The 24,773-nt window shown below is 36.1% G+C and carries 18 protein-coding genes; 5 read left to right on the top strand and 13 right to left on the bottom strand.

Annotated features, from left to right (window positions below):
* Positions 1–25 precede the first annotated feature (25 nt).
* The 6 genes from J1905_RS04760 to J1905_RS04735 form a co-directional block, all read right to left on the bottom strand.
* Complete coding sequence (locus J1905_RS04760; protein WP_214226097.1) at positions 26–586, bottom strand: hypothetical protein; 561 nt, start codon at positions 584–586, stop codon at positions 26–28.
* A 2-nt stretch (positions 587–588) separates the two neighbouring features.
* Positions 589–1,065, bottom strand: coding sequence for an RNA polymerase sigma factor (locus J1905_RS04755; RefSeq protein ID WP_214226096.1), 477 nt, complete (start codon positions 1,063–1,065; stop codon positions 589–591).
* Positions 1,066–1,137: 72 nt separating this feature from the next.
* Positions 1,138–2,367 (bottom strand): family 8 glycosyl hydrolase, encoded by a 1,230-nt coding sequence (locus tag J1905_RS04750; protein ID WP_214226095.1) that lies wholly within the window; start codon positions 2,365–2,367, stop codon positions 1,138–1,140.
* A 4-nt stretch (positions 2,368–2,371) separates the two neighbouring features.
* Positions 2,372–3,148 carry a hypothetical protein gene (locus tag J1905_RS04745; protein WP_214226094.1) on the bottom strand — a complete coding sequence of 259 codons (777 nt, stop codon included), beginning with the start codon at positions 3,146–3,148 and terminating at the stop codon, positions 2,372–2,374.
* A 72-nt stretch (positions 3,149–3,220) separates the two neighbouring features.
* Entirely contained in the window at positions 3,221–4,411 is a 1,191-nt protein-coding gene (locus tag J1905_RS04740) for an FG-GAP repeat domain-containing protein (protein WP_214226093.1), read from the bottom strand.
* A 39-nt stretch (positions 4,412–4,450) separates the two neighbouring features.
* The gene (locus J1905_RS04735; protein ID WP_214226092.1) at positions 4,451–7,999 is read right to left on the bottom strand and encodes a PVC-type heme-binding CxxCH protein; all 3,549 of its coding nucleotides are present in this window, start codon (positions 7,997–7,999) and stop codon (positions 4,451–4,453) included.
* Between the two features lie 166 nt (positions 8,000–8,165).
* Between J1905_RS04735 and J1905_RS04730 the strand changes: the two genes are divergently transcribed.
* Positions 8,166–8,984 carry a glutaminyl-peptide cyclotransferase gene (locus J1905_RS04730; RefSeq protein ID WP_214226091.1) on the top strand — a complete coding sequence of 273 codons (819 nt, stop codon included), beginning with the start codon at positions 8,166–8,168 and terminating at the stop codon, positions 8,982–8,984.
* Positions 8,985–9,062: 78 nt separating this feature from the next.
* Here the strand turns inward: J1905_RS04730 and J1905_RS04725 are convergent, their stop codons facing one another.
* The 3 genes from J1905_RS04725 to J1905_RS04715 are packed head-to-tail and all read right to left on the bottom strand — an operon-like array spanning position 9,063 to position 14,852.
* A complete protein-coding gene (locus J1905_RS04725; protein ID WP_214226090.1) occupies positions 9,063–10,142 on the bottom strand; it encodes a hypothetical protein in 1,080 nt (359 codons plus the stop codon).
* Between the two features lie 43 nt (positions 10,143–10,185).
* A complete protein-coding gene (locus J1905_RS04720; RefSeq protein ID WP_214226089.1) occupies positions 10,186–11,514 on the bottom strand; it encodes a vanadium-dependent haloperoxidase in 1,329 nt (442 codons plus the stop codon).
* Positions 11,515–11,531: 17 nt separating this feature from the next.
* A complete protein-coding gene (locus tag J1905_RS04715) occupies positions 11,532–14,852 on the bottom strand; it encodes a VCBS repeat-containing protein (protein WP_214226088.1) in 3,321 nt (1,106 codons plus the stop codon).
* A gap of 570 nt (positions 14,853–15,422) precedes the next feature.
* Between J1905_RS04715 and J1905_RS04710 the strand changes: the two genes are divergently transcribed.
* Entirely contained in the window at positions 15,423–16,400 is a 978-nt protein-coding gene (locus J1905_RS04710) for a c-type cytochrome (RefSeq protein WP_214226087.1), read from the top strand.
* A gap of 155 nt (positions 16,401–16,555) precedes the next feature.
* The gene (locus tag J1905_RS04705) at positions 16,556–17,623 is read left to right on the top strand and encodes an alpha-L-fucosidase (protein ID WP_214226086.1); all 1,068 of its coding nucleotides are present in this window, start codon (positions 16,556–16,558) and stop codon (positions 17,621–17,623) included.
* A 67-nt stretch (positions 17,624–17,690) separates the two neighbouring features.
* On the opposite strand, the gene J1905_RS04700 is transcribed toward J1905_RS04705, so the two are convergent.
* Both J1905_RS04700 and J1905_RS04695 read right to left on the bottom strand, forming a co-directional pair.
* A complete protein-coding gene (locus J1905_RS04700; protein ID WP_214226085.1) occupies positions 17,691–18,707 on the bottom strand; it encodes a zinc-binding alcohol dehydrogenase family protein in 1,017 nt (338 codons plus the stop codon).
* A complete protein-coding gene (locus J1905_RS04695) occupies positions 18,704–19,702 on the bottom strand; it encodes an aldo/keto reductase (RefSeq protein ID WP_250318000.1) in 999 nt (332 codons plus the stop codon). Before J1905_RS04695 ends, J1905_RS04700 begins: the two co-directional genes overlap by 4 nt.
* A gap of 181 nt (positions 19,703–19,883) precedes the next feature.
* Between J1905_RS04695 and J1905_RS04690 the strand changes: the two genes are divergently transcribed.
* Entirely contained in the window at positions 19,884–20,753 is an 870-nt protein-coding gene (locus tag J1905_RS04690; protein ID WP_214226083.1) for an AraC family transcriptional regulator, read from the top strand.
* A gap of 4 nt (positions 20,754–20,757) precedes the next feature.
* Here the strand turns inward: J1905_RS04690 and J1905_RS04685 are convergent, their stop codons facing one another.
* Positions 20,758–22,341 carry a hypothetical protein gene (locus J1905_RS04685; protein WP_214226082.1) on the bottom strand — a complete coding sequence of 528 codons (1,584 nt, stop codon included), beginning with the start codon at positions 22,339–22,341 and terminating at the stop codon, positions 20,758–20,760.
* A gap of 83 nt (positions 22,342–22,424) precedes the next feature.
* A complete protein-coding gene (locus tag J1905_RS04680; protein ID WP_214226081.1) occupies positions 22,425–22,736 on the bottom strand; it encodes a hypothetical protein in 312 nt (103 codons plus the stop codon).
* 118 nt (positions 22,737–22,854) lie between these two features.
* Between J1905_RS04680 and J1905_RS04675 the strand changes: the two genes are divergently transcribed.
* Complete coding sequence (locus J1905_RS04675; protein WP_214226080.1) at positions 22,855–24,759, top strand: glycoside hydrolase family 172 protein; 1,905 nt, start codon at positions 22,855–22,857, stop codon at positions 24,757–24,759.
* Positions 24,760–24,773: the final 14 nt, after the last annotated feature.

Below are 24,773 nucleotides of genomic sequence, written 5' to 3'. Positions count from 1 at the left end.
TATATTTAAGTAGATCAAATGTGAGTTACTGGTTCTCATTTTCCAAACTAAATTCTTTAATTGTCTTGCCTAGTACTTTAAGTCGCTTTGACCATAAAACGAATAACCAACGCAACTGCACTAAGGATACTGCGATAACTCCAGCCAACAAAACATATTTGCTTGTTGTAAAGTTTATATTATAAGTAAAAAAGACTAGAAAACCAGTAATAAGCACAACTCTGGAAGAGATGGAGATTGCCGCATAAACTTTAATTTTAGATAAGTATCTTTCTAATGACAGCTTAATCGTATCACCATTAATAAGATATTTGGAAAAATTATAGCCCAAAATATTATGAATAAGCGCAAAAAGCATAGATACTACTAATAATACATTAATAGCAACAGGCTTTTGATCGCCATCAAACATTGTATAATAGCAAAGCAAAAATACCGACCATCCAATTATCTCTATTGTAAATTGTTTTCTAATATCCTTAAGCACCGGATGCTTACTTTCGATAAGCATTGAGCTCAATTCTTTATTCGTTTTAACAGGCGTTTGTATAGTATTCCACGCTAATTTAAGTTGATCAGGTTCCATAATTATCTGATTAAAAGTTTTTGAATTTTTATTTTTATACGATTGAGTTTAACCCCCAGGTTGTTCTCATTTATGCCAATTATTTCAGCAATTTGCTTATAACTAAGATCATCAAGATAAAGGGCAATAATGGCTCTTTCACTTTCATTAAGTTGTTTTAAGGTTGCAAATAAGCTTTTTTGTCGAACTGCATAATCCTCATCTACCTCATCATCGGGTAAATCCGGTAATATAGGATGGTATTCAACATCAGGTGTTTTTTTACGAAATGAGGCAATAGCAGTATTGAGCGCAATGCGGTACATCCATGTACTTACCTTAGCTTCGCCTTTAAATGAGGAGAAAGACTTCCATAGTTGATAGGTGATTTCCTGAAAAAGATCTTCCCGATCTTCCTTACTGTCGCGGTATAATCTGCAAATCTTATGGATAATACCCTGATGTTCCTGAATCAGTACTAAAAAGGGCTGCTCATCCATAGATTAATAATTAAATACATATTTCTTCAATTTCTCAATAAGTTGCAGAAACTGAGAAAAACTTACAAACAATTATGGCATCCACCAATTCCCGGAGGCAGTAATCATACATAGCATCGTAATGGAATCGCCAAAATAGCTTTTATTGTTCTTTACTGCGTTGTCCCACAGTTTGTTTAACCATTGCTGATTTTTTGCATCTATCATCGCACTAACCATAAATGGAGATTGATAGGTAAGGTCCTGATAACCTCTGCCATCCATTACTTTTCCGTCCAGATAGTAACCCGAACGAATGTTATTAGGATCGTCGGATGTTTCAGTTCTTATCCAGGAATTTAAAGCTGTAAGTTGTGTTTTTATACTTACATCACCGGTTGTTAAATAATCAGTAGCTAACCTCCAAGGGGCTCTGGCGGCATTATAGGAATAACAACCATCAGTTGGGGCTTCAAGTAATTTACCAATTGCTGGGACAAATTTTCCATCTTTATACTCTGCAAAATCAGGAAGCAGCCCTGTTTTAGGGCTAAAATCAGTAAAAATATGATTGACAATACTGTATGAGTTTTTCGCTACAGCATCCCAAATTACATCTCCTGTAGCTTTTTTATAAGATTTAAGGTGCTGTAACATAAAATCAGAAGGTCTGGTACCATCGGTGCCTCTTGCTCCTTCACTCCTGGCCCAGTCGCCCATTTTTAAAGTTTTATATTTTGAGTGTACAGTGGACTCCTTTAATGCATTGATAATCGAAACAGCCTCTGCTTTATAGTCTATTTTACCTTTGCTTCCCCACTGTTTATCAGCTAGTAACAAGGCATAAGCAATATCCATATCTCCATCAGTTGCACAGCTTCCGCCAACAGATACTACTTTACCATCCTTTATGGCTTGCTGCCAATTCATTAATTTGGAATTACCACTACTCGGGTGTTCTTTAAAAAAGTAAAACATACCATCAAAATAGTCTTTAGCTTTGGTATCCTGTCCCGCCATGTAAGCAAATGTTACCATACCATATCCATGAGCTTCTGAACAGGTAACGGCTCCTTTTGGCTGGTATTTGATATAATACTGTCCCTTTTCGCCAATATCTTCTGTAAGATAGTTTTTCTTCCAGCGTTCATACACAAAAACCACTTCGGTATCCAATTGAGACTGCGTTTTGTGGTTTGGTTTGATGGTACCTTTCACATAAACAGCATGTTGAGGAAAAGGCCTTTTGTCATTCAAAGTACTTCCTTTACAAAGGGAACGACCGAACAAAAACAAAGGTAAAACGAAGAGCAGTATTTTCATTTAATTAATACATTTGATACTCATAAGTAAATCTAAAGGTTCCTCCACTAGGGCCAGATTTAAGAGTATATTCTGTTAACAAAGTTACAGGAAAGCCATCGTCATCGTAAGTAAAGGTGTTTTTTTGGTGAAGTTCCTCCCCGTTGTCATACTTTCTAACTGAAGAAAGTAAATCATTAGCTGAGAACCTATCGAATCCTTCAATGCTTATGTTATACTTTAATCTCGAGTTATAATAAATACTTTTCTTGGTTCCATAAGTAAGATCTTGCGTTATAAGATCACCAGTCTGGCTATCATTCCTTACGACATTACCACCTGAATATCTATTGAATATTTTTTGCATTACCGTACCAGACTCATTCACATGTGATTCAGTAATCATATCGCCTGTATAAATGAACCCTTTTTTTCTTTGTATTTTTAAATCCCCATTTGTATAATATTTGTAAGCTACACTTGCCGGCCTACCATTTTCGTATGTAACTTCTGCTACATTTTTTTTATCTCCAAATCTTGTTTCTATACTGAATAAATCATTCCCGTGATAGGTGTAGGTAGTAGTGCTAGAACTTCCAGTTTTTATTGTACTTATCCTTTTTTTATCATCGTAAGTAAATGTTGTGAATTTTGTGGTTGGCGTTGGAAATCCACTTACCTCTATTATCCTTGATAATAATTTAACAGGTTTTACCTCAGGCTCATCAGATCCTGATTTCTTTCTGCATGTCACCATCAATAGAGATGCAGCAACAATTAGGAGCGTTAATTGCTTTTTCATTATTTAAATATTTGGTTATCATAAATATACAAAAAAACTCCACAAACTGCACTGCATCTTTGCTAAAACATATTACTTCTTTAACTGTTCGAAATAAAACACACCTTTTTTATTTCCAATAACAATATCAATCAGCTTATCTTTATTTACATCTTTTGTTGTAACCTGTAAACCTATCCCGGAATTGTCATCAATCAGATGAGGTATCCAGGTTGGAACTTTACCTGGTTTAAACTCAAACCAATAAATAACAGCAGGCTCTTCTTCACCCGGATCATGACCATTATGTGCATAGAAACGCTTACCGGTTACCAAGTCTGGATGCCCATCTTTATTTATGTCCACCATTGCAAGGCCGTGTGTTTGCGAAAATTCCTTAGAAATCTCATGACGCTTCCACTCCACATTTCCCTGTGCGTCTTTTACTTGTTCATGCCACCAAATTCCATAATTATGTGCTGAAGCACTCACAACATCCATATCGCCATCGCCATCTAAATCCATAGCATACATTTGAGAACATTCGTCACCGAAATTAGCAGGATGCCATGTCCAGTTAGTTTGAGTACGATCTACCGGTGCTTCCCACCAACCACTTCTAATAAATACATCTGCACGACCATCTTTATTGATATCAGCATAACCCAAACCATGTGTAAATTGATGCGTACCTCTGTCCTTTACATCACTAATTACATGAGCGGTCCATGTTGTATCTCCTTTTAAAACAGGAGCCTTTAACCAAACCACCCTATCCCCCTTAGTGTCGGCACACAACAAATCAGTTCTCCCATCACCATCAACATCTACAAAAGCTGGTGACTCATTTCCTACTGATGAATATAATGTGCGCATTTTCCAATGGCCTTCTTTATTCTTCGGATTTTCGTACCATACTGCAGCTTCTCCCGGAAAATCTATGCGAATAACATCCAACCAGCCATCCTGATTTATATCCATTGCATGATGAAGAAATGAATTACTATAGGAAGTTCTCCAGTCAAACTTTTTAGGGGCATCAATCTCGTGTCGTTTCCAATCAGGAGCCTGAAACCAGTAAGGACCTGCAATGATATCAAGTTTACCATCCTTGTTTATATCACCTACTGTAGCTCCTTCAGTAACAAACTCATCCAATAGAACGTGTTTCTTAAAGTGTATTTCTTTAGTTTTCTTATTCTTTACCTGTGCAATTGCATCATTGCCAAACAATCCGATTCCGGCGAGCAAACATGCTATTAGGGATTTATTAATATTCTTCATTTTTTATATGTTTAAGATGGATAATTTAATATTTGGTCTTTATTCTTTTACGCTAAGCAAGTACTTAAGCAATGCATCAAATTCTTTCTTAGATATGGTTTTACTGAACTGATCTGGCATCAGTGTATATTTAGAAGGCTTTCTTTCTTTAATTTCATTCTTAGGAACAGAAAACTCCTGTCCACCAGGATTAGCAAATACCAATACTTCACCTTCCTCTCTACGATACAAACCTGTTAGTACCTTTCCATTTTTTAGCACAATATTATAGGTTCTAAATGCTTGCGAAATATTACGATTTGGGTCTAAAACCTTTTCAGTTAATGCCTTTTGCCCCCAGTTACCAATACCATCAAGCTGAGGCCCAATCATACCTCCATTTCCTTTAATCTGATGACACATGCTACAGTTTTGCGTAAACATTGCTTTGCCAGATTCAACAGAAACAGAAGCAGGATCAAAATCGGCTAACCTTGCAAGAATTAATGCCTTTCTGGCCTCACTTTCTGATGCTTGCCCTAAGCTCATTTGATCCAATTGTTGCTGCTGTTTAGCACTTATATTTGCCGCCAATCGTTCTTTTACTGATAATTCAGACAGCAGATCAAACTTCACATCGCCTTGTTTAACTGATTCTAACAGATAACCAACTCCCTTTTCTGAATTAACCAGCAAACCTGCTATTACCACTTGTAAATTACGTTGGCTTCCTTCAAATCCTTTCTGCAATAAAGCATATTTATCTTCAGAATCATCTTGTGCTATTGCCTGGGCTATTTTTTCTTTCATAAGCTGGCTTTCGTCCAGGCTTAAAAACACATCAGAAATCAATGCTTTGTTCTTTGCCGGATTTAGCGTCATCAAAGCCATTGCCGCTGCAGCCCTTGTTTTGTAATCAGCCCAATCAGCTGTAAACAACTTTTTCATTTCAGGTTCAAGACCCTTTACCTTATATGCATTAACAATCTCAGCAGCGAGGGTATAACGAGATGCATTTTCTGCAGGCCCTTTATCAGGGATTTGCAGAACTGCAGGCTTTATACCTCCAATACCAACTGATCCTGTTTTAGTGCTATCTACAACTTCAATAAAGGCCTTTTGCCCTTCATATGCCTTCAGGTCAAATTTTATAACATTCATGAGGTCTTTATTCTCCATTTTGGTTTTAAACACTGCACGATAAGAGGCCACTACCTTCTTAGATTTAGCCAAACGAATCCGAACTGTATTTTTCGAAACCCCAACTTTAGATTCTGTATTGTGTACATCATTATCAAATACGCTCAACTCTAGTGATGATGGCAAAACAAAATCCGGAGAAACCAATATACCGGTTGGAGGATACCATTTTATTTCGCTCCAAATCATTTTAAGAGCGGGGATTTCGGCAACAATAGCACCATCCCTGGTAGACCAAGGATTTATTGGCTCACCTGTTTGTTCCAAAGGTTTATTGCTCCACATGTTGGCAGTTGCTGAGATATTTTTCAGTGATTGCTCAGCTAAGCTAATACCCCAATTTTTCATTGGAGCCACCAATGTTGTTCCTCCTCGCTGTTGTAAGCCTTGTTGCATAGTATTAAACAACATGTACTGAACATCCAGGTTACCGGCAAACTTTTTCTGAATAAAATCTATCGGTTGCTTTAAGTTCGTAACATCCAGATAACGGCCTATAAATTCTAAACTCGAAAGCAATTCCGCATTAGATAAATCATGATTTTGCAAATATTTCATTGCAAACAATGCGGCCTCTTTAGATGGCACATCTCTTATCACCTTGATCAACACTTTTAATTGCTCTTCATCCCAGTTCTGAGCATTTACACTTTTCATAACCTCAGCATTCTTCAGATTCTCTCTAATGGCTAACAAAGCAGTGTACTTTAAATGACTATCCTGCTCAGCTGCCCCAGTATGCAGTGCTACCAAAGCTTTCACAACTGCTATTTTTGGATACTTACCCAAAACCTCAGCTGCAATGCGCTGTACATGAATACTGGTATCCTTTAGTGCTTTTAGAGCAATATCCTGCTGTTTTGATGAAACAACAGCTTGCTCTGTAAGTATCCTAAAGGCATGTACTCTAATCACAGCCTCTTTATGATTAAGCGCTTTATCTAACATTTCAGCACTTAAAGCTTTTAAACGCAACAGTGCCCACAGAGCCTGAACATAAGTTTTAGAATCAGTTTTTGATGATTTAAGCTTGCTGATTAACGGATCAACAGCCTTAGTACCATATCCCTCAACAATTTGATTGGCAATCATCATCCTTAAATTAAGTTGAGGATGATTTAAATTCTTAATGAGCTCATTGATGCTAGCTTTCGACCAATCTCTAGGTTTATTGTCCTTATGCTTTTTATCGCCTTTATAGGTAATCTTCCAAATCCTTCCGCTTTGACGATCGCGCAAAGGGTGATCTAAAGGCACTTCATAATGGCCTATTATACGGTTATAAAAATCCGCAATATATAATGCCCCATCAGGCCCAGTCTTAATGTTGACTGGTCTAAACCATGGATCGGCGCTGATTAGAAAGTCTTCCTGCCTCTTGGCTTCTGGTGATGAACCAGTAAACGACATTGTATTTCTGTTGATTCTGCAGGTAACCACATCTCCCGAGTAAAAGCTGTTTCTATATTCTTCAGGAAATTGTTCTCCAGAGTAATAAACCAATCCAGAAAGAGCCGTAGAGCCTAATTCATAACTCATCATTTCAGGAGCGAAGCCCATTGCAGGAGATTTTTTACCAAAATGAGGATATTCGGCACCTCTTATTAACTGGTAAATAGGCTTTGAATGGCAATCGACAGAATAAAGATAACCCCACTCATCAAATGTATATCCAAAAGGATTAACACGTCCATACGAAGTTTGCTCTACCCTGCTTCCGTCAGATTTAAAACGGAACGTGTTACCGGAAACCATGGTTATAGAATCGCCATCAGTACCGGCAATTGTTGAAGTATTTGTAAAACCATGACAAGCATATATCCAGCCGTCAAAACCTCTAATAAAGTTATTGACCATCCCATGGGTATCCTGATGACCAAACTCGCCAAGAAGTACCTTTTTTTCATCAGATTTCCAATCGCCATCAGTATCAGTAAACTGATAAACATTGGGAATACTAAATGCAATAGCACCTTTTTTTGAAGGTATTATACCTATTGGTATATTCAAATCTTGTGCAAAGGGAGTAAACTTATCTCCTTTACCATCTCCATCAGTATCTTCAATTATGGTTATCTTATCATGGCCTTTTTTAGGAGCAGCTGCCATTGGGTACTCTGAAGACTGTGTTACCCATAACCTCCCCTTTTCATCAAATTCCATATTTATGGGTTTACCAATGTCAGGTTCAGAAGCAAAAAGTGTTATTTCAAATCCTGGGGGCAGTTTAAATCCGGCTTGTTCTTGTTCGGGTGTCTGGAATTCGGTCGTACGAATATGCTCTGCAAACTGCTTTGGCTCTGGGTCGGTCATTCCCTTCGTTGTTCCCTGACTTGTCTTTTTAGACATATTACAGCCGTAGGAAGTAAGCAGAAAGCAAAGCATCAAAATGCTCTGTTTCAATTTCATTTGTGTTTAGTTTCCATCAAATTACAATTATAAATCCATTTAGCAAAGACGACTAAAAAAATATACTGGTGAATTAAAGTACTCAAGTATTATTGAGTAGTTTTATCTTCGAGTGAAAATTACACTTGATTATTCCCTAGCAATTACCTAAATATTAATCTAAAGAATGAAAAAAACCTATTTATTGCCTTTTGCTTTATTGGTATTACTTCAAAGCTGTCAAAACAATACCAAAGTAAATGAAACTAACTCCGCCTCAAATGACACGATTGAGAACATTGATTTTAAAGTAAAAAATGTGTTACCTCACGACAAAACACTATTTATTGAGGGTTTAATTGTACATAATGGAGACCTGATTGAAAGTACCGGCTCACCAGAAGAATTTAAGGATTCGAAATCACTAATTGGGAAGGTGGATTTGAAAACCGGTAAAATGGAGACTTTAGTAGAGTTGGATAAAACCAAATACTTTGGCGAAGGTATCACTATATTAAATGGCCTTTTATATCAGCTTACTTATAAAAACCAGGTTGGTTTTGTTTACGATGCTAAAACCTTTAAAAAATTACGTGAATTTAATTACTCTAACCTTCAGGGTTGGGGCTTAACTAATGACGGCAAGTATCTTATTATGAGTGATGGTACTAGTCAGTTAACCTATCTTAGTCCTGATAACTTAAAGCCTGTTAAAACCTTAAATGTTACTAAATATGGTGAGTCAGTAGATATGCTAAATGAGCTGGAATTTATTGATGGTTATATTTATGCTAATATATGGCTCGCAAATTCAATAATTAAAATTGATCCTTCGACCGGTAAAGTTGTAGGCAGATTGGATTTGACAAGTGTTTACACTACAGAAAAACATACCAACCCTAATGGGGTAGAAATGAATGGCATTGCTTATGATGCCAAGGCAAACAAAGTTTACATAACCGGTAAAATGTGGGAACACATATATGAAATCGAATTCCGTAAGTAGATGGAGAGTCGTATTTTGATAAACGAAAAAAGTTCCAAAAGCGCGGTTGCACCTTTGGAACTTTTTTTGTTTTAACTACTAAAGTCTGAATGAAATACCCAGATTTACTGAATAATCTGCAAAAGCAGCATCGCCATTTACAAATGTAGTGTTGGTTGATCTAGCTCTATCTGTAACACTTTGAGTTCTTTTTCTGTATACAGCTGCTGGTACAGAAGCATAAATATTTATTCTGCTTAATTGATAGGTAAGACTTGGTTCAACTGATATTACATATCCAGGTCTGCGAAAATCTCCGCTACCACCAATAACATCGTGGATTGGAATACCTTCAACACGTCCACCCGCAGAAATAACAAATTTATCTACAGCGTAGTTAGCTCCCACTCTAGCCATAAACTGATCTGGCACACTACTTATTGCCTCATTAGCTAAACTAGGACTTACCAATTCACGGTATGTTCTAACTCCATTATTTTGACGCGGATTGCTCAAGTAAAAGGCATTTGCATATAATCCAAGGTTGTGTTTTATATTAACAAATGAATTAAGCTCAAGGGTAAGACCTGTACCACCATCACCTAATTGAATTGACTGGTCAACAGTACGTAATTCCGGTCCACCACCAGGTCCTACATTCTGCCAGTAATCTTTGTAATCGTAATCCCCCGTTGCAAATTTTATCCCTAATCCGACTTGAACATTTGCTTTCGGACTTGTGGCAGGATTAAACAACCAACGATAAGCAGCAACACGAATGTCACCTAATCCGAAAGAATGCATGCTATGTCTTTCTTTCCTTCCATGCTCATACAATGATGACCTGGCATTTGATATAATAGGTACATCTAACATCATAGACCAACGGCTATTAAATATCCTTATTAAGGATAGATCTGTAGCAAACTGGTGATTAATTACCTCAGTTCCTAGTTCAATTCGTTCTTTTTGATAAACATCACCTTTAAAGTGCTTATCTGATTTAAAATATCTGGTATTGGCATTAAAAACCCAGCTTCCACCATCTGAAGTTAGGGAGCTGTCAGGATGCTCAGTCATTGAGCAAACACCTCCAGTACTACGAATTGCTACGCAGCCCTGGGAAAAAACTTTAGCGGAAATTAACAGAATAGTGAGCGTGGTAAAGATTTTCTTCATAATTGATTTTTAGTTTATATAATTTATTTTATTTGGTTTCTTTTTAAGATTGTTTTGCCTGCTTTGCTTTCAATTTGGAAACTACCCATTCTCCAACACCAAAGCCGGTAGTCATACCATTGTCTATTGCATCCATAAAATGGATACCTCCCCAGTATCTGCTAATAGCCCCTTCTTTTGCAGCTTCTTTAAATGATGTAAACTTTCTGGCAGGTAAACCATAGGGTTCCTCTACATTATCTGTATAATGATAATTGTCACCAAAGTAGTGGGTAAGTATAACTGCAGATGCTGCCGAAATAACAGAATGTCCACTCAAATATTCTGGAAACGGCGGCGTCTGCAACAATGGTTTCCATTTAGGATCTATATAGCTTCTGATTGCTGTTTCCGGACGTATTCTGTTGCTCCTAAATTTCTCATCCCAACAGCTGAGAAAGCTATCTGTTAAACCCGCAGCTACCATAGTATAAACCTCCATTGACTTAGAAAAACTAAATTTTGACTGCTGACATGCTATACCTGCAATACCCATCCAGTGCGCTCCCGGCGATATTTTTTTCATACCTGTTAACAAGTGACCATCGCTTTTTAATGCAAAAGGATTACAATCCCAAAATGCAGCTATTGCCCTGCGTTCAGGAGTTAACCCGGCTCCTCCATCTACATAATTACTCAACATTAATTTATAAAATGCAGAGTTTTTATCCTTAGAAAAAGGAACAGGAGGGGCTGGTTTAAATTGTGAACTAGAATCTAATGCAAACGGACGTATCGTATTGAAATATGGCTCAACAGGAGCAAAATATCCTGGAGGTGTAGGATACCAACTTCCTTCTTTTTTTAAAGGAGTGTAACGAGGGTAATTACTAATTTTGTTATACTTATCTGCTTTTGCATATGCTAATATTTGCTTGCTTATTTGCTGACCATACAGTTTAGAATTCTCAATAACATCATCAGAGAATCCTACTTTTTTGCAGGAATCTAAAAATGTCTGCTCGTACTTTTCAAATAAACTACCTGATGGTTGCATTTTCTTTGCAGTTGCCATCATAGCCAAAATAGCACTTAACTGGTAAGAGTGCTTACCTGGAACTGAAGGTTTAACAATATCCGGATAATCATTCAGTACACCTCTCATTGATATACAATTCGAATCATTCTGCGCCACAACCTCATAGCCGGAAAGGCTGGCGTAAGTAAAAAATCTTGCCGCCAACGGAGGATTTGTTACATCATGAATCATAAGTGCGGTCATCTCATCTAAAACCTTAGCTATGTCTTTGTTACTTAATTCAGGCGATTTCTCATGCTTGCTACATCCAATGAAGCACACTATGCATAGACTAAGAAATAATAGTTTTCTCATAATAATTAATAGTAATTCTATTTTTGTTTTAACTGATAAGCTTTTGCTCCTTGTTGATTAATACCGAAGACTAGGGTATTGTTAATTTCAATTACACTTCTAACATCTCCTTTTAGTTTGAATCCGGAGATATACTGAGGAACAAAACTAAATCCGCCTTTTCCGTTGCCTTTTAATAGCAAGCCATAATTAGCATCGTATTTCCCAAAACGAAGTCTGGCTTGATTCATATTGCCACACAATAACAGATCTTTATGACCATCTCGGTCGTAGTCAATTGTTGTTATCGTATACACTGGTGACATTTGAACTTCCAATGGCAATGGTTTCTCATGAAAACGACCGTTTGCGCCGCTTTGGAAATAGGTAGTCTTAAGACAATTTGCTTTCAAATATTTAGCTCCTTTTAATTCATCGGCAGTAAATACGTCTTTCAAAGTAGCGTCTGCATAGCTTTTATAATCAGGAAAACGCGGCCGCATGATACTCATCTGATCCAATAATTCATCTCTTGTGATGTAAGGATAGCTTTTGCCCATAATGTAGAAGCAAAGAATAGGATCTATAGCGCCATTATCATCAAAGTCTTTATAATGCATTTCCGCTAGCTCAGCATCACTAACCTTACATTGACTATTTAAACCTAGATTTCCAACAACTAAATCGGGTTTTCCATCCTCATTTAAGTCCGCAACCTGTAGTTTATTCCACCAGCCACTATACTCTTTATCAAAATAATCTTTGGTCTTATTTACCAATTTCCCATTCGAATTAATGAAAGCACTTACTGGCATCCACTCTCCCACTACAACCAAATCTTGTTTTTTATCACCATTCAAATCAATCCATGCGGCGTCAGTAATCATCCCTAATTGACTCAATTCTGGAGAAATAAGATTTAGTTGATCTACAAAATGACCTTTACCATCGTTTATTAAAAAATAACTTTTGGGCGCCTCAGGATACCTGCCTGGAACAACACGACCGCCAACAAAAATATCAAGATGGCCATCTCCATTAAAGTCAACTACTCGTGCACAGCTTTTACTTTCGCGCATTTCCGGTAGTGAGTTGGCCGATTTTAAAAGATTTCCTCTACCATCATTAATATACAAGCGATCTTGTAATAAAGGATCATTAACCGCAAAACTATGGTAGCCCCCACTTACTACATATAAATCAATAAAGCCATCACCATTAGCATCAAAGAATACAGCGTCTGCATCCTCACTATCTTTATCACCTTCAAAAGGCTTCTGGTTTTTTATAAACCTGCCATTTTTTTGTTGAAGGTATAATGCACCTGACTCATTCTTACTCCCGCCTACATAAACATCTTCTAATCCATCCTTATTTACATCCCCTTTAGTTATACAAGGTCCTGCAAAAGATTGTGGATTGGTCATTAAAGGCTGGCGCTTGAAATCATTAATGTCATTTTTACTTCTAGCAAAATCTATGGGTGATGATGCTTCGTTAAACAAAGTAGGTTTAGCTACTGATTTCTGATTATTTACTACTGCATCCTTTTCATTTAGCGATAACATTTGGTTGCTCTTAACATTAGTTAAAACTTGCTTTTTTCCGCTTTGCCACACAACGGAAACTGAATCTATCATGCTTTTCTTACCCAGACCGAAATGTAAAATTGAAGAAACACTGGACAGATAGCCTTTAGATGGCATTTGCTCTAACGTTTGCTGCTTAGAGGCTGAATAAATCGTGATTTTTGCACCAATCCCTTCTGTATTCTGTTTTAATCCGGCTAATTTTATTTTAAGATAGTGAGCTGTTGAATCACCTTGATTCTGATATATAAACGCTGGTTTATTAATATTATTAACGATAAGATCCAAGTCTCCATCATTATCAAGGTCGGCATAGACAGCCCCATTACTGTTAGAAGGTATATTTACCCCCCAATCAAAGCCCTTATTTGCAAAAGTAAGATCACCATTATTTTTATAGATATAGTTCTTTACATCGGAAGAAGGGAGCTTGCTTAACATATCTAAAATATGTCTAGGTTCTATCTCACCATTTATACTGTTAAAGTAATTAGCATTATACTTTACAACATCCATATTGGTGAAATCATGTAAATAGCCATTGGTTACAAAAAGGTCCTTCCAACCGTCATTGTCAAAATCTGCAAATAATGGCGCCCAACTCCAGTCTGTATTAGAAATACCGGCCAATTGCCCCATTTCGCTAAAAGTACCATTACCATTATTTACATGTAACATATTGCGCATGAACTGGTAGTAGAGACCATTACGTAAATTAAGATTAAAAGACTCATAGTTATCAAAGCCCTGAAGCAATTTCTGGCGACGATTTTCTTCCGGGAGCATATCCAAAGTATATATATCCATCAATCCATCATTATTGATATCGACTATATTATTGCCCATCGAAAAAATAGAAATATGCGGGATAGATGTTTTCAATTGATCTGTAAAAGTTCCATCTCTATTATTTATATACAGATAATCTCTTACTGCATAATCATTTGAAACGTATATATCAGGCCATCCATCTCCATTAACATCTCCAATACCTGCACCCAAACCATAAGACAATACAGAACTATGTATTCCTGCTTTCAAAGTGACATCTTTAAAATGTCCACCATCATTTCTAAAAAGCTTAGTTCCAGATATATTATCAGGAGTCCTTTGAAGTTCTTGAATAGTAATATCATCAAGGTCAGTAAGCACTCTGATATTTTCATTTACTAATAGCATATCTAAATCTCCATCCTTATCATAATCAAAGAAATAAGATTGAGTACTATATGATGAATCTGCCAGTCCGTAAATCTCTGCCTCTTCTTTAAACTGCGGAATCCCCTTTTCACCAAGCCCCTTATTAATGAACAATTGATTTTTTCTATTTTCGCCCGGATACCTACCTGAATAACACACATACATATCGAGAAGCCCATCGCCATTAATATCGGCCATATTAACTCCATTCTTCCATCCCTCAGCTCTGCCTGAAACTCCTGCTACATTCGTAACATCCTCAAATTTCATATTGCCTTTATTTAAATAAAGCTTATTAGCAGTCATGTTACCAGAAAAATATAAATCTTCCTGCCCATCATTATTCAAATCTCCAACAGACACACCTGCACCATTATAAAAAGCTGGGTAATTGAAAACATTTCGATCAAAATTCTCAACTATAGTATTAGCGAAAAAGATATTGGTTTGTGCTGTATCCAATAATTTGAACAGTGGATTTTCAGCAACAGTATCTCCTATCTCTTTAGCAGGCTGTTTGCAAGCTGATAGTGCTAAAAGGAAAATAACAGAATAGTAAAATCTCTTCATATTTTCGTGATAAGGGTTAACCACGAAAGTCCTATGCATGCCAAAGGCATGTAACAATTCACACAATTACGCATGGTTCTAATTTGGTTTATTTTGGTTTGGCACTTAATAAAGTTAACTCACACTAACATGTTTTAGCAAACGTGAATGTAACATTATCATGGTTTCAATAAAGTTATAACTTTTATGTATTACTTTGTAATAAAATTAATACTTTATCATAAACACCTAAAAAACAGATAATTAAAATAATATAGTGTAACAAATACACTAACACAAGAATATTAGGTGCATTATTAGTGAAAAAATCAGATTAAAATGCTTCTTAATCGAACATACTTTTTTAAGAAAAAAAAATAAGCACAAGGTTACAAAAACATAAAATTAACTTTTAATTAACTCCCTATCCAATCTTAATATGAAATAACCAAATTAGACTTTTATCAAAAGGCTTTCAATTGGTGTTATGGAATCATTTTACTCCTGTATAGTTAGTTAGTTTTACACTGCCCCTAAATAGCCAAATGAAAGGTAAAAAGAAATTGATCACTAAATAATAAAACGTTCTAAATGAAAAAAACACTAAAAGTATTAGGTTTGCTTATCCTCTTTGTATTAATTGTTGCACTTGCCGGAGGCACCTATATAAATCTCGCTTTACCAAATACCGGCAAACCATTATCAATAAATATAGAAAGAACACCTCAAAGGTTAAAAAGAGGAGAATATCTTGCTAACCATGTAGCAGCCTGTATGGATTGCCATAGTTCAAGAGACTGGAGTCTCTATTCTGGCCCTATGAAACCAGGAACCATGGGTATGGGTGGAGAAATATTCGATGAAAATACAGGTATGCCCGGTCAAATCTATTCTGCAAATATTACGCCTCATTCACTTGAAAACTGGACAGACGGTGAAATACTAAGAGCAATAACTACTGGAGTTAACAAAGACGGTAAAGCTTTGTTTTCTTTAATGGGCTATTCCCGTTTCGGGAAAATGGACAAAGAAGATATCTATAGTATTATAGCCTATGTTAGATCTCTTAAACCTATAAAAAATGAAGTTCCTGAAACAAAACTAAACTTCCCTGTTAATTTGATAAACAAAACACTTCCAGAACCAGCAAATTTCCAAACAATTCCAAATGAAAAAGATACCGTCAAGTATGGAGCATATATTGCAAACGCAGCTGGCTGCGTAGATTGTCATAGTAAGCGTGAAAAGGGAAATATTGTTTCTGGTTCAGAATTTGGAGGTGGAATGGAGTTTATCCAACCATTAGGAACTTTAACCTCTCCAAATATTACAATGCATAAGCAAAATGGAATTGGCTCATGGACCAAAGAAGCTTTCGTGCAAAGATTTAAGCTATATACTGACAGTACTTACACACCGCAACAGATGGGCAAGAATGACTTAAACACTCCAATGCCCTGGACTATGTATGCAGGTATGAACACAAACGATATTGAGTCAATATATGTTTACCTAAAAAGTTTAAAGCCTAACGCCAACAAAGTAGAAGTTAGATCAAACAAAAACTAAAAGCATTATACACAAACGTTTGCGCAATTTTAAGTAACCTCCAAAGTTCGGGTTTCCCAATTTGTTTCTTTACCTTCAATTTATTAAGCCTATTGTTTATCAGTAAACAATAGGCTTAATAAATTATAAGAACAAACCAAAACATAACCCACACAATGAAAAAAAAATCTCTCTTATTTTTAGTACTCCTTGTGCTAACAAAATTATCTGTAGCCCAGCAAGGTATTACAACACCTATCCCCTCTACCAAACCTGGAAAATACCAATTAGAACAAATAAATCGCAAATACGGTATGTTCATTCATTTTGGAATTAATACCTTCCATGATGAAGAATGGACCGACGGAACTATGCCTCCAAGCTCCTATAATCCCTCAGCAATTGATGCAGAACAATGGGTTAAAACCGCAAAAGATGCCGGAATGAAATATGTAATTCTTATTACCAAACACCATGACGGTTTCTGCCTTTGGGATAGTAAATATACAACCTATGATGTTAATAGTTCACCTAATAAAACTAACGTTGTAGACGCGGTGGCTAAAGCATGCAAAAAATACAACATAGGTTTAGGCTTATATTATTCCTTATGGGACAGGCATGAAAATGGTAAAGTTCAAGATCTGACATTAGATAAAGCATATAATGAATATATGGTAAATCAAATCAATGAATTGATTGCCATCGCTCAAAAAAATAAAACTAAAATTGTAGAGTTTTGGTTTGATGGAGGCTGGGAGAAACCAAACACCAGATGGCCTGCAGCCGATCTTTACAAAGCGATTAAATCAAAAGAGCCTCAATGTCAAGTAGGAATTAACTGGACGATAGGTGCGCCTGGTAATCCTGACCAACACGCAGTGTTACCTGATCAACAGAAAGAGGGCTATCCTATTAGATATTTCCCAAGTGATTTTAGATTAGGCGATCCGTACCTTCCAGCAACACCAGATCCTAAAGTATTTTCTCATAACAATGAGAACTATTACATGCCCTGGGAGTCTACCATATGCGTAAGCTCAAAATGGTTTTACAATACCAAAGACACTACATATAAATCTATTGATAACTTGGTTCAGGATTATAACATAGCAACTGCCCAAAACAATATCTTAATATTAAATACCCCTCCTAACAGAGAAGGAAAAATAAGACAAAAGGATATTGATGTGTTAATGGAGCTTAAGAAAGAAATCTCCAAACAAAAAAACAAGTCAAAATAATAGCAATTCTATAAGATAAAGTGGTAAAGCATTACTGAGTTTAGTAATGCTTTATCCGTTTTAAGTATCAATCAAAAACCACAACAGCCTTCACTAAACCATCTTCAGAGCCAATAAGGCTAGCAAATTTATCCTTTACTTCTTCAAAATTTAATTTATGCGTGATGTAATCTAATGGTCTTATCTCTCCGTTTTTTATACATGATATCACATGCTTGAAATCGGCAGGCAAGGCATTCCGGCTACTTAATAATGTTGCTTCTCTCTTATGAAATTCTGGATGGCTAAAGCTTATTTCTTGCTTCTGCAAACCTATTAATACAAAACGAGCACCATGGGCCATGTATTGAAATGCATTGTTTATTGCTTTCAAATTACCAGTGCAATCTATAACAACTGTAGGCATATCGCCATTGGTTATCGATTTCAATTGCTCAACAACATCATCAAAAACTGCATTTATGATGTGTTTTACACCTAATTTGTCCCTACAAAACTCAAGTCTTCGAGAGTTAGTATCTAATGCAATAACCTCTGCGCCTGCTATTCTAGCGAAATCCATTGTTCCTAAACCAATAGGTCCTGCACCCACAACCAAAACATATTCACCTTTACTAACATTTGCCCGGCTAATGCCATGCGCACCAATAGCGAACGGCTCTACAAGCACCAATTCATCCTCACTCAGTCCTTCTCCGTTTATTAATGAATAATCAGGGACAAGAATGTATTCACTCATTGCGCCATCTACATGCACACCACAAACCTTCATTGTTTCACAGCAATTTGTTTTTCCCTTACGACATGCAATACAATTTCCACAATAAAAATATGGACTTATTGTAACCTTGTCTCCTACGCTAAATCCACTTGTTAGAGATGTTTCTACAATTTCAGCAGCCATCTCATGCCCCAATATTCTGGGATAATTAAAGAAAGGCTGAACACCTTGATAAGCATGGTAGTCAGTACCACAAATTCCAATTGCCTTAATCTTGAGCAAAGTGTATCCAGTTTTTAAAGCAGGAAGTACAGCCTCTTTATATTCAAACTCCCCAGGAGTATTACAAATTAATGTTTTCATCTAATAATAGGTATTGCGATCAATTGCTCTTCTTGCATGGCTTTCCAGAAATCTGAAGGGACCTCTTTATTTACCATATTTACATTTTCTTTTATTTTTTCTGGCTTTGTTGTATTTAAAGCAATACTACTTACCCCTTCTACATTGAATCCAAAACTGAAACACACTTCGGCGGGCTTAACTTTAAATCTATTACATAATTTAAAAAAACTATCTCTCCATTCATATAGCGCCTTACCATTCATACTGTTTCTATCTACTTTCTGATAGTTATAAAAATCACTACCGATCAAGAAGCCTCCATTGAATACAGCAGAATTAATAACAGTGATGTTCTTTTTATTTAAATCAGCAATAAACGCCATTAAGTCTTCAGGGTGCGATTTTACAGTCAAACTATTAGCTATCATTACCCAATCAAGATCCACATCATTGGCAATACGCTCAATTACCTTCCAGTTCTTAGCACCAATACCAATTGAAGTTATTGTCTTTTGTTTTTTTAAATCAGCGAGTGCCTGGTAAGCCTCAAGAATATCATGGTACTTTTGCTTTTCTTCGATTTCATTCGATGCAGTAGCCAAATATTCATCGGGATCATGAACTGATACCATTTTTGCCGAATAAACGCCTAATAACCGATTGCCTTGATTGAAACATTCTAAAATACCATCATAACTAATCTTCTGCACTGCATCATTTTTCAGATTCACCCAAACCCCCTTTTCAAAAGTTGGTTCTGGAGTAAGTAATTCGGTTTGATACCAACCTAACTTATTGCAAATGATCACATCATCAGGATGAACACTTAAATCCGACAAACATCTACCCAGAGTTTCCAAAGCCATTCCTGCCCCATATTTACCAGCAGTATCAAATAAAGGTTTATCAAATGAATGCTCGATGCATTCATTCACTATATCTCTCTTTGTTTCATAGTCAATTTCCTGATACAAATTACCTAAGCTGCTTGTACCAAAAATTACCGGGGGCATTAGATCTTTATTTTTAAATTCCTTTTTTACAGATAACATCAAATGACTATATAGTTGACATTATAAAGGAAGCTTCTTTTGATTTAAAAAAAGATTACATGTTTATCCATTCATTAAGCTATTTTAACATAATTACTATTAATATGATTTTTTAATGAGTATTTTAGCTATAATAGCTTAAATGAAACCTCAGCATCTGAAAATACCGAACAGCGCGGATCACTCTTTCAGTGTCAGAAAAGACATGATCCCGAACATCAATAACAGATGGCATTACCATTCTGAAATTGAATTGATCTATTTCCATAAAGGATCAGGAACTCAGTTTGTTGGTGACAATATAAAAAGGTTTGCTCCAGGCGACATTGTTTTGGTTGGAAGTGATTTGCCTCATTACTGGCGATACGACCCTCCATATTTTGACAATGCCTCTCCAAATGAGCCGTATTCTACAGTAATTCATTTTTACGATAATTTTATTGGCGAACGTTTTTTACACCTTCCTGAAACCAAGCCCATTAAAGATATTCTTGAAAAAGCTAAAAGAGGTATCCTAATAAATGACCAGAATGCAATAGAAATCGCCCCATACATTGAAAAGATCTATCAAAGCAATGGAATAGCTAAAATAATAAGCCTACTTGAGTGTTTAACAGCAATCTCAAATCTATCTCAGATTGCACTGCTATCTTCTATAGGTTTTAAGTACGATTACAGAGAATCTGAAAATGAGCGCATGAACAACATTTACAACTTCGCCCTAAATAATTTCAGAAAGAAAATTCAATTGGAGGAAATTGCTTCAGTTGCTGATTTGGTTCCAAATTCCTTTTGCCGCTACTTTAAAACACGCACTGGAAAGACATTTTCTAAATTCCTTGTCGATATTAGAATTGGTTATTCATGCAAATTAATCCTTGAGAACAAAATGGATATTAAGCAAATATGCTTTGAATCTGGCTTTAACAATTTTTCCTCATTTCATAAAAGCTTTAAAATGATTACAGGGAAAACACCAAAACTTTATCGCCAAAGCCACATGCTTACTTAGGTGATTAATAAGGCAGTACAAACACTGGAGTTTCAGTAACATTCAACAGAAGCTTCCCTTTGGTAACCTTTACATTCTCTACTTTCATAGAGTCCTGACCAGCTGTAGGATAGTAAATCCGGGCATTACTAATTGTATTCAAATTTAGTGTGTATTTAATGCTGCTGCCATTTTCAGAAGGCTTTACTAATACATAAGCCAGTTTTCCATTAAAACTATACTTATCAACTAAAGGGTTAGAGTTAATTGTTCCAGAATAATTATAATTTCCAAGCAGCTTATTCACCTGATAGAGATAGTCAGCAGCAGGTTTTCTGGTATGATCTTTATTCAGTAGCCCTGAAGAGCTGAATCGTCCCCCATTAGCGAAATCATAATCATAGGTTTGATAAAAGAATACTCGAGAAATTCCATTTCTAACATACAAGAGAGCAGATCTCAATATCCAATCGGCCTGGGTTAAAAGAGCCGTTTTGTTTCCAATAGGGATGGCTTTTAGTGGACTTTGCTGGTTTACATCATATCCTGTTTCTGACATCCATACCGGCATATCTTTAGCGTATTTATGTGCGACTTGCATAAACGTTTGCGCAATTGAATCTGCTCCTGATAGTTCTGGTGCAGAACCACGAGTAGCTTTATTCCCTTGAGATGAATTTTCATCATCGGAATACAAATGATAGTTAATTACATCCCAGCACAAATTAACAGAGCCATCAGCCCTATATCCACGATTATCTTTACACCACTTTATCATTTCCAGCACATAATTTGCATCAGGTTTAGCCAGGCCTGCCATAACAACCTTCATATTGGGGTCTGCGTTTTTAATACCCACTCCCGGCCCCATTGTATTCATATGCCCATCATAAAATGCTGAGAGATTTGCGGCATATTGCCTGCCATTCTGATATGCTTTTTTCCCTTTCCACCATTTATCACGCTCATTATCACACTCAATATATTTTATAAGATTAAGCCCTTTTTTTACTTCATTGATTTTATCGTTATACCAACGTGGTTTTGTGTAAACACTCAAGAGACTGGTATCTACATTTAAATTGCTACCATATCTTGCAGCGAATTGAAAACCCACTTTAGCTTGTTCGATATATGAACGAGGGTCTGAAAAATCTTTTCCGTAGCGTACGGGAACATTTTCATTATCACGCTCTCCAACAGGATATGTTTCCTGCAACCATGCTGGAATTGTTTTGAGACATGCCAAGACATCAATTCCTTCAGATTTACATGTCTCATATAATGCATCATAATTCCAGCCTCCACTAATTGTAGGGTTAAAACTGTAGCTTCCTTCCTTATGCTCTAACTTTTCCCAATCCATATAATGACGAATTGCAGTAAAAGATTTCATACCAGCAAGCAGTTCATTATTTACAACAGTTGGATTATTACCATGCTGAAAATCCCATTCAAAGGCATTTATCCCAAGCACCTGTTTTAAAGGAGTGGGTTTATTGAATTTAGAGGAAAATTTATAGGGCTTCAATTGAACTAAATTCTTTTTTACGCAGCACAAATGAATAAATAAGAAAAAAGACAGGAAGAGTAACAGCTTGAATTTCATGATCATGATTTACTCCTAAAGTATAAAAATTTAATTATTAAATCACACGAAAGAAGTAATTGCCTGTCCCTTAATGAAATAGTCTATCGACCATGAAAACTATTAAGGGTTGGCGTTTTCCATCTAATATATCCAAGTAATGCACATTGATCAGCTACGATACTTTCTATCTTAGATGGCACATCATTTACAATTTTCCAGCGAATACTATATTTAGTGTTATAACCAATATAGATTACCAAATCTTCGAACATAGGTTCAATTGTTTCCAATTCATTGAGGTGGATATCCCTCAATTCCATAGCCAAACGACGCAATCTCTCATTCATCACTTTAGCTAATGGTGCAGCAGGAATGGCTTCAGATTCTATAATTGGGAGTACAGTAACTTTCATAACACTAATTGAAATACTACAAATATTAGCAAATATAAGAATATTAAAATTGCCGCGTAGATTGAAATGTTCGGTTCATGTAATTTTTATAATTAAAGAAAATATTTAATTTAACCAAATGAAAAGAATCACTTTATGTGCATTCCTGTGTGGTATAACCCTAAATTTATCGGCCCAGGAGAAACAAATAAACACAATCACCGAATTAAGCAAACTGAGTTCTATAAAAGATTTACCCTCTTACTGGGACAATACAGAAGTAAAACAGTTTTCATCATACGATACTACAGGTAACAATGATGATGGATTTAGCGGTAAATATTCCTTTATCCGTAAAAATGCAGACAGTTCACTAGTAATATTTGAGGCAAAAGGAAATGGTGTGATTAATAGAATCTGGACGCCAACTCCAAACAATGATATTCTTGATTTTTATTTCGGCGGGACAACAAAGCCAAGTTTTTCAATTCGTTTTTCAGATCTATTTTCAGGAAAAGCATTTCCTTTCATTTCCCCGCTAACAGGTAATGAGCTTGGCGGTTATTTCAGTTACATTCCAATTTCCTTTAAAAATGGGTGCAAGATAGTTTCAAGAGGAAAAAAAATGGAATTCTATCAAATTCAATACAGAAGCTACCCAAAAAACTATCAGGTTAAAAATTTCAGTCCTAATCTTAATGAACAAGAAAAAGAAGCATTAAAAACGCTTAGTCAGGACTGGAATAATATCACAAAACCACTCGGTAAATTGATCCATACCGAAGCTACCTTAACACCTTCCAAATCAGTAATTATTGCGGAAGCAAATCAAGGAGGTAGAATAACTGGGATAAAATTACATCATGCAGATTCTTTCAGGGGTTTAAATAAGGATATTTTAATAAAAATGAGCTGGGATGATGAACGCCCTGCCCTGTTTATGCCTGTAGCCGACTTTTTTGGTTATGCATTTGGAAAAGAATCTATGCAAAGTCTATTAATAGGCTCAGCCGATGATATCAATTATTGCTACTTCCCAATGCCATTTCAACAAAAAGCAAAAATAGAGCTCATATTACTTGAATCAGCCAGCGGGGCAGCATCAACTCCTATAAAAATAGAAGCAGACGTTTACGTAGAGGATAGAAAATACAATCCTTTAAAAGAAGGTAAATTCTACGCTTTTTGGAATCCTGAAAAAAACACTAAACCTGGCCAGCCTCATTTATTTCTTGAAGGAAAAGGAAAGGGACATTATGTGGGCACGATCCTCCAAGCTCAAGGCCTTACTCCAGAAATGACTTTATTCTTTGAGGGGGACGACGTAACCACAATAGATGGTGAAATGAGGATGCATGGAACCGGATCAGAAGATTACTTTAATGGTGGTTGGTATGCACTGCTTGACCGTTGGGATAGAAAAATGAGTTTACCACTTCATGGTTCACTTGATTATTCTTTACCTTTTGCCAGAACCGGAGGCTACAGACTCTTCATTTCGGATAAAATGCCTTTCGAAAAGCAAATAAAACACACTATGGAGCATGGTCCTGAGAATAATAACAAACCAGGAGATTATACGTCAGTGGCGTTCTATTACGCAGGGAAACAAATTAATGAAGGTTCTATTTTACCTACCCAGACTTTAACAAAAGTATATATTCCAGATACACTTATGGTCTATCCACAACTGATGCAATATACTATTGGAGGCGCTGTAAAAATAGATGGCAATGTTTTACATTCTACAAATGGTGGTCAAGTGAAAATAGACCTTAGTGAGCTCCCTAAAGGTTCTTATAAACTGTATGCTGATGTTGAAAAATCAACTGATGGTGCAGAAATCACCGTATGGCAAAGACAAAAGCTAGTAAGTGAACCTTTCTCTTTCTATGCTGAAAAACGCGAATCTTTTCCAAATTCATATGTCTGCGACATTAATTTAGATGACTTTAAGAACGCTGTAACCCTACATTTTAAACGCGATGATAAAAAATCAATAGTCAACATACATCGGTTAATATTAATCCGCCAAAAAACCTAGGCTAATAAACTTAA

The organism is Pedobacter sp. B4-66, from assembly GCF_018492665.1.
Lineage (GTDB): Bacteria > Bacteroidota > Bacteroidia > Sphingobacteriales > Sphingobacteriaceae > Pedobacter.
This window is presented reverse-complemented; position numbering and strand designations above follow the sequence as displayed.

Coding starts and splice junctions, on each gene's coding strand:
- J1905_RS04760 (WP_214226097.1), bottom strand. CDS start 586: ATGGAACCTGATCAACTTAAATTAGCGTGGAATACTATACAAACGCCT.
- J1905_RS04755 (WP_214226096.1), bottom strand. CDS start 1,065: ATGGATGAGCAGCCCTTTTTAGTACTGATTCAGGAACATCAGGGTATT.
- J1905_RS04750 (WP_214226095.1), bottom strand. CDS start 2,367: ATGAAAATACTGCTCTTCGTTTTACCTTTGTTTTTGTTCGGTCGTTCC.
- J1905_RS04745 (WP_214226094.1), bottom strand. CDS start 3,148: ATGAAAAAGCAATTAACGCTCCTAATTGTTGCTGCATCTCTATTGATG.
- J1905_RS04740 (WP_214226093.1), bottom strand. CDS start 4,411: ATGAAGAATATTAATAAATCCCTAATAGCATGTTTGCTCGCCGGAATC.
- J1905_RS04735 (WP_214226092.1), bottom strand. CDS start 7,999: ATGAAATTGAAACAGAGCATTTTGATGCTTTGCTTTCTGCTTACTTCC.
- J1905_RS04730 (WP_214226091.1), top strand. CDS start 8,166: ATGAAAAAAACCTATTTATTGCCTTTTGCTTTATTGGTATTACTTCAA.
- J1905_RS04725 (WP_214226090.1), bottom strand. CDS start 10,142: ATGAAGAAAATCTTTACCACGCTCACTATTCTGTTAATTTCCGCTAAA.
- J1905_RS04720 (WP_214226089.1), bottom strand. CDS start 11,514: ATGAGAAAACTATTATTTCTTAGTCTATGCATAGTGTGCTTCATTGGA.
- J1905_RS04715 (WP_214226088.1), bottom strand. CDS start 14,852: ATGAAGAGATTTTACTATTCTGTTATTTTCCTTTTAGCACTATCAGCT.
- J1905_RS04710 (WP_214226087.1), top strand. CDS start 15,423: ATGAAAAAAACACTAAAAGTATTAGGTTTGCTTATCCTCTTTGTATTA.
- J1905_RS04705 (WP_214226086.1), top strand. CDS start 16,556: ATGAAAAAAAAATCTCTCTTATTTTTAGTACTCCTTGTGCTAACAAAA.
- J1905_RS04700 (WP_214226085.1), bottom strand. CDS start 18,707: ATGAAAACATTAATTTGTAATACTCCTGGGGAGTTTGAATATAAAGAG.
- J1905_RS04695 (WP_250318000.1), bottom strand. CDS start 19,702: ATGCCCCCGGTAATTTTTGGTACAAGCAGCTTAGGTAATTTGTATCAG.
- J1905_RS04690 (WP_214226083.1), top strand. CDS start 19,884: ATGAAACCTCAGCATCTGAAAATACCGAACAGCGCGGATCACTCTTTC.
- J1905_RS04685 (WP_214226082.1), bottom strand. CDS start 22,341: ATGAAATTCAAGCTGTTACTCTTCCTGTCTTTTTTCTTATTTATTCAT.
- J1905_RS04680 (WP_214226081.1), bottom strand. CDS start 22,736: ATGAAAGTTACTGTACTCCCAATTATAGAATCTGAAGCCATTCCTGCT.
- J1905_RS04675 (WP_214226080.1), top strand. CDS start 22,855: ATGAAAAGAATCACTTTATGTGCATTCCTGTGTGGTATAACCCTAAAT.